This is a genomic window from Marinobacter sp. MIT930201 (genome assembly GCF_047122665.1).
Classification (GTDB): Bacteria; Pseudomonadota; Gammaproteobacteria; order Pseudomonadales; family Oleiphilaceae; genus Marinobacter; species Marinobacter salarius.
Genome location: NZ_CP138916.1, coordinates 718,765 through 732,292, shown reverse-complemented (window position 1 = coordinate 732,292; position 13,528 = coordinate 718,765). Strand labels below are relative to the sequence as shown.

The 13,528-nt window shown below is 57.1% G+C and carries 13 protein-coding genes; 9 read left to right on the top strand and 4 right to left on the bottom strand.

The genetic code is table 11. From position 1 onward, the window contains the following. Window positions 1–170: 170 nt before the first annotated feature. The 4 genes from SIC19_RS03435 to SIC19_RS03420 all read left to right on the top strand — a co-directional run bounded on the left by SIC19_RS03435 (window position 171) and on the right by SIC19_RS03420 (window position 3,950). Entirely contained in the window at window positions 171–1,004 is an 834-nt protein-coding gene (locus SIC19_RS03435) for a metal-dependent hydrolase (protein ID WP_075195840.1), read from the top strand. 106 nt (window positions 1,005–1,110) lie between these two features. Further along, window positions 1,111–2,061 carry a DegV family protein gene (locus tag SIC19_RS03430; RefSeq protein WP_036204559.1) on the top strand — a complete coding sequence of 317 codons (951 nt, stop codon included), beginning with the start codon at window positions 1,111–1,113 and terminating at the stop codon, window positions 2,059–2,061. Between the two features lie 157 nt (window positions 2,062–2,218). Next, on the top strand, window positions 2,219–3,253 hold the full coding sequence (locus SIC19_RS03425) for a hypothetical protein (protein ID WP_036204560.1): 1,035 nt from the start codon (window positions 2,219–2,221) through the stop codon (window positions 3,251–3,253). A gap of 31 nt (window positions 3,254–3,284) precedes the next feature. Next, a complete protein-coding gene (locus tag SIC19_RS03420; protein WP_036204562.1) occupies window positions 3,285–3,950 on the top strand; it encodes a LysE family translocator in 666 nt (221 codons plus the stop codon). Between the two features lie 67 nt (window positions 3,951–4,017). Here the strand turns inward: SIC19_RS03420 and fdxA are convergent, their stop codons facing one another. Beyond that, complete coding sequence (gene fdxA / locus SIC19_RS03415; protein ID WP_007151871.1) at window positions 4,018–4,341, bottom strand: ferredoxin FdxA; 324 nt, start codon at window positions 4,339–4,341, stop codon at window positions 4,018–4,020. Between the two features lie 137 nt (window positions 4,342–4,478). Beyond that, window positions 4,479–7,112, bottom strand: coding sequence for a DNA mismatch repair protein MutS (gene mutS / locus SIC19_RS03410; protein WP_075195839.1), 2,634 nt, complete (start codon window positions 7,110–7,112; stop codon window positions 4,479–4,481). A gap of 82 nt (window positions 7,113–7,194) precedes the next feature. Between mutS and SIC19_RS03405 the strand changes: the two genes are divergently transcribed. The 3 genes from SIC19_RS03405 (at window position 7,195) to SIC19_RS03395 (ending at window position 9,401) form a co-directional block, all read left to right on the top strand. Then, a complete protein-coding gene (locus SIC19_RS03405; protein ID WP_036204565.1) occupies window positions 7,195–7,695 on the top strand; it encodes a CinA family protein in 501 nt (166 codons plus the stop codon). Between the two features lie 145 nt (window positions 7,696–7,840). Next, on the top strand, window positions 7,841–8,893 hold the full coding sequence (gene recA, locus SIC19_RS03400; protein WP_036204567.1) for a recombinase RecA: 1,053 nt from the start codon (window positions 7,841–7,843) through the stop codon (window positions 8,891–8,893). 37 nt (window positions 8,894–8,930) lie between these two features. Continuing rightward, window positions 8,931–9,401, top strand: coding sequence for a flavodoxin family protein (locus SIC19_RS03395; protein WP_126810402.1), 471 nt, complete (start codon window positions 8,931–8,933; stop codon window positions 9,399–9,401). 6 nt (window positions 9,402–9,407) lie between these two features. On the opposite strand, the gene SIC19_RS03390 is transcribed toward SIC19_RS03395, so the two are convergent. Both SIC19_RS03390 and SIC19_RS03385 read right to left on the bottom strand, forming a co-directional pair. Beyond that, entirely contained in the window at window positions 9,408–9,785 is a 378-nt protein-coding gene (locus SIC19_RS03390) for a PilZ domain-containing protein (protein ID WP_036204571.1), read from the bottom strand. A gap of 177 nt (window positions 9,786–9,962) precedes the next feature. After that, on the bottom strand, window positions 9,963–10,247 hold the full coding sequence (locus SIC19_RS03385; protein ID WP_036204572.1) for a hypothetical protein: 285 nt from the start codon (window positions 10,245–10,247) through the stop codon (window positions 9,963–9,965). A 167-nt stretch (window positions 10,248–10,414) separates the two neighbouring features. On the opposite strand from SIC19_RS03385, the gene SIC19_RS03380 reads away from it, so the two are divergent. Together SIC19_RS03380 and fixJ are read left to right on the top strand one after the other, a co-directional pair. Then, on the top strand, window positions 10,415–12,823 hold the full coding sequence (locus tag SIC19_RS03380; protein WP_126810401.1) for a Lon protease family protein: 2,409 nt from the start codon (window positions 10,415–10,417) through the stop codon (window positions 12,821–12,823). A gap of 59 nt (window positions 12,824–12,882) precedes the next feature. Then, window positions 12,883–13,509 (top strand): response regulator FixJ, encoded by a 627-nt coding sequence (fixJ, locus tag SIC19_RS03375; RefSeq protein ID WP_007151863.1) that lies wholly within the window; start codon window positions 12,883–12,885, stop codon window positions 13,507–13,509. Window positions 13,510–13,528 lie beyond the last annotated feature (19 nt).

Here is a 13,528-nt window from a genome sequence, read left to right as displayed (position 1 = left end):
ACTCGATTGACAAGTTGTCATATAGTGACAACTTGTCGCTTTTTTGTAGTTGTCGCCTTCCTTCCGTGTTGAATTCGGGTTTAAACTGAAGTTTCTGATCAATTTTCGTACGCGACGTTGCCGCTGTACGGTGAATGCCGCTTCATAATCACAATAACCCGGAGGCAGTCATGACCATCAGCTCCACGCCCGAAGGCGTTTCGGTTGCACCCCGACACATGCACTTCGATATTGCCGACGACCTCAAAACCCTGTGGCACGGCAATGACACCTTCCGCACGGCGTTCTTCAATGCGCTTTCGCTCCAGTTCCCCGATGGCGAGCAGCAGTTTATCAATGCGGTTCGGCTCTACCGGGACAAGGTGGACGATCCCAAGCTTAAGGAAGAGATTCGCGGGTTTATTGGCCAGGAGGCGCTGCATAGCCGGGAGCACAAGCACTACAACGAAGCGTTGAAGGCTCGTGGGTACAACATCGATGCCATTGATGAGCGATTCCGCAGGCATATGGCGTGGGTAGGCAACCTGCCGCCCAGTCGCCAACTGGCCGGAACCTGCGGCGCCGAGCATTATACCGCGGTGCTGGCGAATGCCATTCTCCGTCACCCGGAATGGATGGAAGGGGCCACACCGGACATGGAAAAGCTGTGGCGCTGGCACGCCATCGAGGAAACTGAGCACAAATCGGTGGCTTTCGACGTCTATCGACACTGCGTTGGCAATGAGCGTCTTCGCCGGATTGTATTCCTGTTTGTGACCTGGAATTTCTTCAAGTACACCTTCCTGAACACCTGCAGTCTGTTGAAAACCGACGGCAAGTTGTGGAGCCTCGGCACGTGGATCGGTGGTATTAACTTTCTATGGGGTAAACCGGGGGTGTTGCGCAAGTGCATGCCGGACTTCCTGGCCTATTTCCGCAAGGGGTTTCATCCGTGGCAACAGGATAACCGTGAACTGATCGAGAAAAACCTCAATGAACTTGAACTGAAGCCATCCGCTCGCTAGCAGGGTGCTGAAATATTGACCGCTTTGTGTAAGACTGGGCCTGCCAAAAACAATGACAATAAAGGGAAGCAACCGGCTGGAATAGCTTCCCATAGCTGGAGGCCCCATGCGCGTTGGTCTTATCGTTGATTCCGCCTGCGATCTGCCCTATGAGTTCAGTCGCAAGCACGATCTGTTTGTTCTGCCGGTCACGGCCGTTATTGATGGCCAGACCTACATCGACGAGCACGACCCGGTCAGGACCCAGGAATTCTACCAGAGCGGCCTATTACAGAAGGGCCACCACGCCGAAACGCACGCCTTCTCCGCCGAACAGATCCACGACCTGTTCATGGAAAAAATTGTCACGGAATTTGACGTTGCCATCTGCGAAACGGTCACCCGGTCTCGCAGCCTGATTTTCCAGAATGCCACGGAAGCCATGAACAGTGTGATGGGGCACTATCATGAGGCCCGCCACGCCGCCGGGCGGGAGGGCAAATTCTCCATGCGGGTGATCGACAGCAAACAGATCTTTGCCGGCCAGGGGCTGCTGGCGGCTCACACCCTTCGCCTGATTGAGCAGAAGCTTTCGAAAAACGCCTTACGCAATGAAGTCGACACGTTCACCGACAGAATCTACACCTGCGTGATTCCCCGGGATTTGCACTATATCCGCGAACGGGCCCGTCGGCGTGGAGACAAGAGCGTGTCGGCACTGGTGGCGTTTCTCGGCAAGGCACTGAACATCACCCCGGTCATTTTTGGTCAGGGCGCTGAAGGACAACCGGTTGCCAAAACCCGGAGTTTCGACGTGGCAGTGGAAAAAGTGATGAACTATGCCACCGCGAGGGTCGAGGCAGGACTGTTGACGCCCTATGTCAGCCTTTCCTGCGGCCTGACCTGGACTGAAATCGAGGACCTTCCAGGATTGAATCGCCTGCGTGACGCCTGTGAGAAAAACGGTGTTGAGCTGTTGCTCTCCCAGATGGGCATTACCAGCAGCATCTACATCGGCCCCGGCAGCCTGTGCCTGGCGCTTGCCGCAGAACCCCACGAATTCAGCGATTTCCAGTAGCCGGGACTATCGGGCGCCCAGGCACCACCTCCCGTTTCTTGGCTCACTCGCACACCAAAGGCTGTATCTTCGGCAAACGCAGCCGGTCGGGCTTCGTGTTAGCCTCATATCGTTCTCAATTCAGAAGCCCACTTCCAGACAGCACCGGACCCCGATTATGACCAAAGGTAAAACGGATCTCGCCAATGCGTTGCTCGAGCAACACGTAAAACACGAACTGGCTTCCCTGAAAGGGGCCAAGTTGCGGCGCTTTCTCGAAACCGAAGTGGATGAACTGTTTGACTACGCCGGGGCCATCACCCTGAACCGGCTGACCTCGGCGGAACAGGTTATGGGCGTGATCCAGCGCATTGTGATCAACATGGAACTGGATGCCGGTATCCCGGAACTGGCGGCCGAAATGGCTACGGAGGTATTGAACGCGCCGGTCCAGCGCACGTCCCGGTTACGGGATATTATCACCCGAGAGCAGGCCACCGGGTTCCTCGAAGAGGCCCTTGAACTACGTCAGCAGCGTGAGCGGGTGATCAGCGAGATCATGGCTCACCCGGTCTATCAGGAGCTGGTTTCAAACGTGGTGTATCAGGGCGTGGTGAACTACCTCTATGAGGACAACCTGATTACCAAGAGTGTTCCTGGTGTCGGTTCGATGATGAAGTTTGGCAAGCGCATGGCCAACAGGGCGGTTCCGGGCCTGGACGAGACCTTTGAGCGCCGTTTCAAGGCCTGGTTGTCCGACAGCCTGCCGGGGTTGATCAGCCGGAGTGAACAGTTCCTGAACAAGGCGCTGAGCGACGAGGAGCTGCGCGACAGCGTGATGGCCGTATGGGTGTCACTGGAAGACCGCACCATCGAAGAGTTGCACGAGGGGCTTGGAGACATACAGCTCCAGGAGTTTGTGGTTCTGGGGTATGAGTTCTGGCTGCAGTTCCGACAGACGGCCTATTTTGAGGGGTGTGCCAGGGCCGTGGTGGAGCACCTGTTTACCCTGTATGGCGACAAGCCGGTAATTGAGCTGTTGGCTGCCGTTGGGGTCGATCGCGATGTAGTCATGGCGGAGGTGGATGCCTACGCACTTCCTGTGATAGACGTGCTGCGGGAGGAGGGGTATCTTGAGGCCCTGACCCGTCGTCGTCTTGCGCCATTCTATAAGTCGGCCGCGGCGAAAAAACTTCTGCAGCAGGAGAGCTGAGCACTCCTGCGTTCGCGTGGGATGTTTGGCAATGCTGGTACCAACGGAGCTGTTCTGGGCCTATCTGGTGGCCATCTCGCTACTGACTGTCACGCCAGGGGTGGACACCCTGCTGGTGATGCGGAACGCCGGGCGCGGTGGATTGAAACATGGTTTGCGGGATGGCTGTGTCACCAGCGTGGGCATCTGCTGTGGGTTGTTTATTCACGCCACCCTGTCCGCTCTGGGTATTTCGGTGCTGCTGGTAGAGACGGCCTGGGCGTTTACCGCGGTCAAATGGGCAGGTGCCTGCTACCTGATCTGGCTGGGGCTGAGTTCGTTGCGTCAGGCCATGGCCCGGGGCCCCGCAAACGCCGATGAATCCTCGATATCGAGCGCCGAACCGCCATTGATGAAACCGGTATCAATCTGGGTGGCGTTTCGAGAAGGCCTGCTGTCCAACGTGCTGAATCCGAAAACGGCGCTGTTCTATATGGCGTTGCTTCCTCAGTTTATCGATCCCGCCGGGAATGCATTCCAGCAATCGCTGTTCCTTGCGGCGGTTCACTTTGTGCTGGCGATGGCCTGGCAATGTGGGCTGGCGTTGGTGGTGGTCAAATCAAGAAGGCTTGGCGTGGGGCAGGGCGTAAAGCGCATGCTGAACGCGCTGACTGGTGGCTTCTTCGTCGCTATCGGGGCAAAACTGGCGACGCAGTGAAGTGGTGATGTATGAAAAAGGGGAGCCGAGGCTCCCCTTTTTGATGGTAATACGCTGAACGCAGCTATTACTTTTCGAGGTACTGCAGCTTGTCCGGCTTGCCGTCCCACTCTTCGGCTTCTGGCAGCGGGTCTTTCTTTTCGGTGATGTTGGGCCACTTGCCTGCCAGGTCGGCGTTGAGCTCCACAAACTGGACCTGATCCGCCGGCAGCTCGTCTTCCGAGAAAATGGCCTCAGCGGGGCACTCCGGCTCACACAGGGCGCAATCGATGCATTCGTCCGGATCGATTACCAGAAAGTTCGGGCCTTCGTAGAAGCAGTCAACCGGGCATACTTCCACGCAGTCCGTGTATTTGCACTTGATGCAGTTATCAGTAACGACAAACGTCATAGTCAGTTTCCTGGTCCAGTAGTCAATCTCATCAGTGTAATAATAATTGCGCGATATTGTATTGAGCGGCCTGCCCTGTCGCAAGCGCTGAGGCGCACTATCGTTATTACACAGATCAATTCTGCCGCTGAGTTCCGCTATTTCCCCAGCAGTTCTTTCAATTCGTACAGTCGGTTAAGGGCATCCCGCGGAGTCAGTCCGTCCACGTCCAGGTCGGCCAGGCATTCTTCCACTTTGCTGGGCTCCAGGCTGGCGAACATGTCTGCCTGCATAACCGGCTCGCTAACGCGGGCGGTGCGTGGCTGTTTTTCAGGTTCAGCCGGCGCCACGGCGGTATGATCGGCTGCCGGCCTGGCTGGTGCCGCACCGCCTTCAAGGTGGGACAACTGCTCCTTGGCATTGCGAATCACGTCCTGGGGCACGCCAGCCAGCTTCGCCACCTGCAAACCATAGCTCTGGCTCGCCGGGCCGTCATGAACGTTGTGCAGGAACACGATGGTGTCGTCGTGCTCGGTGGCTGTCAGGTGAACATTAACGGCGTGCTCAAGATCGTCGGCCAGTTGCGTGAGCTCGAAATAGTGAGTGGCAAACAGGGTGTAGCAGCGAATGTGTTTGGCCAGGTGTTCCGCTGTCGCCCACGCCAGGGACAGGCCGTCGAAGGTGCTGGTGCCGCGCCCAACCTCGTCCATCAGCACCAGGCTGTATTCCGTGGCGTTGTGAAGGATATTGGCGGTCTCAGTCATTTCCACCATAAAGGTTGAGCGGCCGCCGGCGATGTCGTCTGACGACCCCATGCGGGTGAAAATACGATCCAGTGGCCCGATGACCACGCGGTTGGCGGGCACATAGCTGCCGGTGTAAGCCAGCAGGGCAATCAGTGCTGCCTGGCGCATGTAGGTGGACTTACCGCCCATGTTGGGGCCGGTGATCACCAGCATGCGCCGTTGCTGGTCCATCAGCAGATCATTGGGCACGTAGGGATCGCTCAGCAGTTGTTCCACCACCGGGTGGCGGCCTTCTTCGATATCGAAGCCGGGCGTGTCACTGAATTCCGGGGCATTGAAGCGAAGGCTGGTGGCCCGCTCGGCAAAGTTGCTGAGCACATCCAGCTCCGCCAGGGCCTGAGCCGCGTCCTGCAGGGGCGCGAGTTCGGCGGCGACAGTTTCCAGCACCTCGTCGTACAGGGCTTTCTCCCGTGCCAGCGAGCGGCTCTTGGCGCTAAGGGCCTTGTCTTCGAATTCTTTCAGTTCCGGGGTGATAAAGCGTTCGGCGTTTTTCAGGGTCTGGCGGCGGATGTAATCCACTGGCGCCTGCCCGGACTGGGCGCGGGTAATTTCGATGTAGTAGCCGTGTACCCGGTTATAACCCACTTTCAGCGTGCTGATCCCGGTACGCTCGCGCTCACGAGTCTCAACGTCCAGGAGGAACTGGCCTGCGTTCTCGCTGATGTTACGCAGCTCGTCGAGCTCTTCGTCAAAGCCTTCGCGGATAACACCACCATCCCGGATGACCACCGGCGGGTTGTCGATGATGGCTCGTTCCAGCAGGTCCGATAGTTCGGGGTACTCGCTGATCGTTGTGGCGAGTCTGACGACGTGGTGGGAATTGACCGGTGTCAGTGCGTTCTGTAAATCCGGCAGGCTTAGAAAAGCATCCCGCAGCCGTGCCAGATCCCTTGGGCGCGCTGAACGCAGCGCCACGCGGGCCAAAATCCGCTCGATATCACCGATGCTTTTCAACAGGTCATGAACCGGCTCATAGTGAAAGCCGTCCAGAAGTGCTGAAACCGCCTGCTGGCGTTGTTCCACCACGGTAATGTCCCGTAAGGGCCGGTTAAGCCATCGTCTTAGCTGGCGCCCACCCATGGCGGTCGCCGTCCGGTCCATCACCCAGGCCAGGGTGTGCTGGGTGCCGCCCATGAGGTTAGTGTCGATTTCCAGGTTACGGCGGCTGGTGGCGTCCAGGATTACCGCTTCCTCGCGCCGTTCACGGCTGAGTTTGCGAATGTGGGGCAGGGCGGTGCGCTGGGTTTCTTTGGCGTACTGCAGCAGGCATCCGGCGGCACAGATGGCCAGCGTGAGGTCTTCGCAGCCAAAACCGGTCAGGTCGCGGACCTGCAGTTGCTGGGTAATCACGCGGCGGGCGGTGTCGGACTCAAACAGCCATGGGCCCTGGCGACGGATACCGGTATAGCCGTCCAGTACGTCCTGATAAGGAAAGTCCTCACTGATCAGGATCTCCGCTGGGCGCAGGCGCTGGAGCTCCCCTTGCAGGCCCTCGAGATCGTCCAGTTCAGACACGGTAAACCGTCCGCTGGAGATGTCGAGGGAGGCAAAACCAAACTGCTCCCGGTGGCTGTAGATGGCGACCAGAAGGTTATCCCGGCGGTCCTCAAGGAACGCATCGTCGCTCAGCGTGCCCGGCGTCACAATGCGAACCACCTTGCGCTCTACCGGCCCCTTGCTGGTCGCCGGGTCGCCAATCTGCTCGCAAATGGCGATGGATTGACCAGCACGAACCAGACGTGCAATGTAGCCTTCAGCGGAATGGTAAGGAATGCCCGCCATGGGAATCGGGCTGCCCCCCGACTGCCCCCGGGCTGTCAGGGTGATATCCATCAGCTCGGCAGCTTTCTTGGCATCCTCGTAGAACAGCTCGTAAAAGTCCCCCATGCGGTAGAACACCAGTTCATTGGGGTGTTCACCCTTGATCTTGAGGTATTGCCTCATCATCGGGGTGTGGTGGGACAGATCGGTCTGGGCTGCTGACATGAACGGTTCCGGATCCATTGGCTTTATGTGAAGGCAGGGATTGTAAGAAAATAACCGCCATGATGAAACGAAGGAGATCATTATGCCACTGACTGACGAGGCATTGGCGGAAGCCGGCACGCAATTGGCTGACGTATTAATGCAACGCGAGCTTACGATAGCCACTGCCGAAAGTTGCACTGGCGGCTGGGTTGCCAAGGTGCTGACCGACCGCGCGGGCTCTTCTTCCTACGTTCTGGCGGGACTGGTGACCTACAGCAACGATGCAAAAAGGGGCTTGCTGGGTGTGACTGAACCGTCGCTGGGGGAGCACGGCGCAGTTAGCGAACCGGTGGTACGGGAAATGGTTGCTGGTGCCCTGGCGGCCACGGGTGCGGATGTGGCTGTTGCGATCAGTGGCGTGGCGGGCCCTGGTGGCGGCAGTGACGACAAGCCGGTAGGCACGGTGTGGTTTGCCTGGGGGCGCTCTCCGGCTGACACCGAAGCGGTGGTTGAGCAGTTCCAGGGCGACCGTGATCAGGTTCGGCGCCAGGCGGTTCTTTATGTGTTACAGGGAGTTAGGGGCTTTCTGGAAAAGGCCTGAAACGGAGGGGTTGGTCTTGCCTTCGTGTTGTGTTTTAATACTGTTCAAATATACAGGAGTCTGGTTTTCCGGGTTCCGCAGTCCATGATTTTGGCCGCCGGGCTCCCGTCCCGATAACGGCATTGGCGACAGAGGGTTTGCAACGATGGAAGACAACCGCAAGAAAGCACTGGGCGCAGCACTGAGCCAGATCGAACGCCAGTTCGGCAAGGGCGCTGTCATGAAGATGGGCGACCAGCCCAGGGAAGCGATCCCTGCGGTATCCACCGGTTCCCTGGGCCTGGATGTGGCGCTGGGAATAGGCGGTCTGCCTTATGGTCGTATCTGTGAGATCTACGGCCCGGAAAGCTCTGGTAAAACCACGCTGACCCTGCAGGTGATTGCCGAGGCCCAGAAGGCTGGAAAAACCTGTGCGTTTGTGGATGCGGAGCATGCCCTGGACCCGGTCTATGCCGAAAAACTGGGCGTGAACGTGGATGAACTCCTGGTATCCCAGCCGGACACCGGTGAGCAGGCGCTGGAAATCTCTGACATGCTGGTACGCTCCAACGCTGTTGACGTCATCATCGTGGACTCCGTGGCAGCGCTGACGCCCAAGGCCGAAATTGAAGGTGAGATGGGGGACAGCCATGTTGGTCTCCAGGCCCGCCTGATGTCCCAGGCGCTGCGTAAGCTGACGGGTAACGTCAAGCATGCCAACTGCCTGCTGATCTTTATCAACCAGATCCGCATGAAAATTGGTGTGATGTTCGGCAGCCCCGAAACCACCACCGGCGGCAACGCCCTGAAATTCTACTCATCCGTTCGCCTGGACATTCGCCGCATCGGTGCTGTTAAAGATGGCGATGAAGTGGTGGGCAACGAAACCCGAGTGAAAGTGGTCAAGAACAAGGTATCTCCGCCGTTCAAGCAGGCCGAGTTCCAGATCATGTACGGCAAGGGCATCTACCACATGGCCGAAGTGCTCGATATGGGTGTGAAGGAAGGCTTCGTGGACAAGTCCGGCGCCTGGTACGCCTACAAGGGCGACAAGATCGGCCAGGGCAAGGCCAATGCCTGCAAGTTTTTGGAAGAGAACCTTGAGATCGCCAATGAGATCGAAGCGGCGGTGCGTGACAAGCTGATGCCCAAGCCGGCCAAGAAAGAAGAAGCGGCAAAGGAAGAGGCAACAGCAGACGCGAACGGTGAGCTTCTCTAAGCTCTGTTATTAGTTCCTGCGTTATCGGGGAGATAGTATGGATGCGAAGAAAAAACTACTGGTTGTCGCCCATGCACCCTCCCCGAATACCCTTAAACTAAGGCAAGCCGTAGAGCAGGGCGCAAAACACGAAGACATCGAAAATGTCGAGGTCACGGTGCTCCCTCCGCTGGAAGCAGGCCCGGAAGATATTCTGGCCTGTGATGCCATCATCCTCGGTACCACTGAAAACCTTGGTTACATGAGTGGTGCGTTAAAGGATTTTTTTGACCGCAGTTACTACCCCTGCCTTGAGAAAACCCAGGGTTTGCCCTTCACCTTCTACATCCGCGCCGGTCTCGACGGTACCGGCACCCATCGCGCTATCGATTCCATCACCACGGGCCTGCGTTGGCGGCTGGTGCAGGAGCCATTGCTCTGTCATGGCGACTATCGGGACGAATTCGAGGATCAGTGCCGGGAACTGGGGCTCTACATGGCCGCCAGCCTGGATGCCGGGCTGTTCTAGGAAGCTTTAGCTGGCGTAGCGGTTGTACAGGCCTTCAATGCGGGAAAGGGCATTGTCCACGGTTCGTGAATACCCCTTTTTGTCGAAACAGTAGCTGAACTGGATGCTTACCCGGTAGCCGGTCTGATAGGGCTGGCAACTGATCACCCGGGCGGCGACACGGGATTCGCAGATGTACTTGCCATGAAAGTCCATATAGAGACGGGCGCCAGACTCTACTGGCCTTGGGCAAAGCACCGCCATGCCATAGCGATTCAGGTCCAGGCAGGTGACAGCGGTTGAATTCTTCCCTCGACCAAAGAAGCCACGCTCCTGCAGCTGTACCTTCAGGCACATGGCAGGGTAGCGGTCCTTGATTCTGCGGTCTGCGGAATCACTCATCATACGTTGGCATCCGTTGCGTATCTTGTGATTATTATTGGCCCGTTCTTCCACCGGGACGTTGAAGTCTAGTGCCCACGATGGTGACTGAAAAATGACCAAGCGAAGAACTGTGACCGGGTTATCAAAATGGGGCTGCAGTGTGCCGACAGCAAAATCATGCCCCTAATGACATGGTGTTCAGGCCTGGGTGCTGACCAGTCGCCCCCTGCGGTCTTCGGTGGGAGCGGCCTTGCCGGTTTTCGGGTTCAGTAATCGCGGGCTGCGCCTGGACCGCTTCTTGCGGCGGTCTGGCCCCTCAAAAGCCACCTGTGCCCGGCGTCGGTCGGGCTGTACACGTCGGTCGCCCTGCGGTTTTTCCGGCGACGGTGACGCCTGTTGCGGCTGCGGTGCGGTAAAGGGTTTGCGTTTTCGCAGTGACTCCAGCACCGTCAACGGTTGTGACTGATTCCGATAAATATCCATTGAATGAGTGTCCTGCCCTTAGGTTGAGGCCTCTGTCATTATGCCCGATTGATCAATTTATCGACAAGTTGGGCTAAATCTTTAGCGAGAGCGCGACAGGGCCGGCCCCAGATTCTACAATGAGCGGCCATAACCAAAATGCTTTCATACCGTTACAGGACCGAACCTTGAAGTCACTGTCCCTGAACCAGCTCTACAAAGCCTGTGTTTTAAAAGATCTACCGTTCAAGACCACGCGACAGCTCGAGCCCCTGGCGGAAATTGTTGGCCAGAATCGGGCCCAGGCAGCGGTGCGTTTTGCGCTTGCCATGCCTCATGGCGGTTACAACGTCTATGCCGTGGGCCGTAACGGCTTAGGCAAGCGCACGATGATGCTCCGTTATCTGGAGCATCACGTGGACACTGAGAATCAGAGCCACGACTGGTGTTATGTCGCCAACTTCGAGGAACCACGAATTCCCCGTGTTCTTCAGTTGCCCGCCGGTAAGGGCACCGAGCTCAAACAGGATATGGAAAAGTTGATGGGGCGTCTGATGAAGATGATCCCCCAGACGTTCGACAGCGACAGTTTCCTTGAGCGTGCTGAGCAGCTGAAAAACGGGTATGCCAAGAAGCAGGAAGATGAACTGGAGAAGGTGGCAGCCCAGGCCAAGCGAAAGAAGGTCAGCCTGAATATTACGACACCCGGCGGCTATCGGCTGGTGGCGATGAATGGCGAGGAACCCCATACCGCTGAATCCTTCCAGGCGTTGACAGAAGCTCAGCGGGACAAGTTCGAGAATGACATCAACAAGCTCGAGAAAAAGCTGCGTCAGGCCCTACGCAAACTGGCGGATTGGGAGCAGGAATACGCCGAAAGCCAGCAGGCGCTCAACGAGGAAACACTGGAAAGCATCTCCGGCCACCAGATCGACGAGTTGATCGAGAAATACAGGGATATGCCGGAGGTGGTTTCGTACTTCGAGGAAGTGCGTAAGGATCTGTCCGAGAGCCTGGAAATTTTTCTGGAAGACAATGAAGAGCAGGCGGCCATCGCCTATGCGTCGCTGGATAAAAAAATGCCCCGGCGCTATCTGGTCAATGTGCTGGTTCACCAGAAAACCGACGAAGTGCCGGTTGTGGTCGAGGACAATCCCACCTACCACAACCTGTTTGGCTACGTGGAAAGCGTAACCTTCAAGGGTTCGGTGTTTACCGACTTCTCGCTCATACGCCCTGGCAGTATTCACCGTGCCAACGGGGGGTATCTGCTGATGGATGCGATCAAGGTGCTTGAGCAGCCATTTGTCTGGGACGGGCTGAAGCGTGCCTTGCGATCCAAGTCCATCCAGATCAACTCGCTGGAACGGGAGCTGACCCTGTCAGGCACGATTTCATTGGAACCCGAAGCCATTCCGCTGGACGTAAAGATCGTACTGTTTGGCGATCGGGAAACCTGGATGCTGTTGCAGGAATACGACCCCGAGTTCGCTGAGCTGTTTCGGGTCACCGCAGACTTTGAAAACGAGATGATGCGTACCGACGAGAGCCAGCTCCTGTACGCCAAGTTCATCGCCAGCCTGGTGAACGAAAAGAAGCTGCTGCATTGCAGCAACAAAGCCGTGGCACGTGTGATTGAGCACAGTTCGCGCATGGCAGAACATCAGGATCGGCTGTCGCTGCACGCAGCGGATATCGCCAATCTGCTGAGGGAGTCTGATTACTGGGCGAGACAGGCGGGGGCAAAGCTGATCCAGAACTCCCATGTGGATCAGGCATTGGAGAGCGCCCAATATCGCAGCAGCCGTATCCGTGATCAGTTTTACGACTCCATCCGCGATGGCACCACGCTGGTGTCCACAACGGGCACCTGTGTTGGGCAGGTGAACGCGTTGTCAGTGCTCTCTACCGGCGGATTCGAGTTTGGTTTGTCCAACCGTATCACCGCTACCTGCTATTATGGAGATGGCGGTGTGATGGATATCGAACGGGACGTCAAGCTGGGAGGTAATATTCACTCGAAAGGGGTGATGATCCTCAGTTCCTGGCTGTCTGCCCATTTTGCCGTTACGGATCCCATGCATCTGTCGGCCAGCCTGACCTTCGAACAGAACTACGGCGAAGTGGACGGTGACAGTGCTTCGCTGGCGGAACTCTGTGCCCTGGTGTCTGCGTTGTCCGGCCTGCCTGTCAGGCAGGACCTGGCGATCACCGGGTCGGTGAACCAGTTCGGAGAGGTTCAGCCCATTGGTGGCGTGAACGAGAAGGTTGAAGGCTTTTTCAGCACTTGCAGGCTGACCGGGGAACTCACTGGCACCCAGGGGGTGATCGTACCCTCCACCAACGTCCAGAACCTGATGCTTGAGCAGGAGGTTGTCCAGGCTGTTCGCAATGGACAGTTTGCCGTGCATGCGGTCAGCCGTGCCGAGGAAGCAATTACGCTGTTGCTCGGTAAACCGGCAGGCAAGGCTGATGACAAAGGCAGGTACCCTAAGCAGAGCGTTTTTGGCATTATCCAGCAACGTCTGGAAAAAATGCGCGAGCATGAGCGTCAGGAGCATGCCCGGGACGACCACAAAGATCCGTCGATTCACTGAGAGCCATCAGCCGGTTTCACAAGTGTGATCGGCGGTCATTGAAAGGAGAGACAAGGCACATGACTGATACCCAGCAAACGGTCTACGTAGTTGAGGACGATGAGGCGGTTCGTGATTCTCTTGAACTGCTGCTGAAATCCGATGGCAAGCCGGTCAAGACTTATGACAATGCCAACGCATTCCTCAAGGATTACTCCGAAAAAATGGCCGGCTGTATCGTACTGGATATCCGCATGCCGGGCATGGATGGTATGGAACTCCAGAAGAAACTGAATGAAAAGCACTCCATCCTGCCAATTATCTTCGTCACCGGGCACGGTGATGTCCCCATGGCCGTGGATGCCATGAAAGAGGGCGCGGTCGATTTCATTCAGAAACCCTATCGTGAAGAGGCCCTGCTCCAGAAAATCGAAGCCGCCCTGGAACAGGACAAGGAGCAGCGCAAAACTCTCGGTGAGAAGCAGGAAATCCTGCGCCGCGTGAAAAGCCTGACGCCCCGGGAACATGAAATCATGGACCGGATGATTGCCGGGCAGGCGAACAAGGTCATTGCCATCGAACTGGAGATCAGCCAGCGTACCGTGGAAATTCATCGCTCACGGGTGATGCATAAGATGGGCACGCATTCACTGGCACACCTGGTCCGTATGGTTCTGTCCGTAAAGGACCTTATCGACGCGCGCTGATTTGGCCGGCATCATGCAT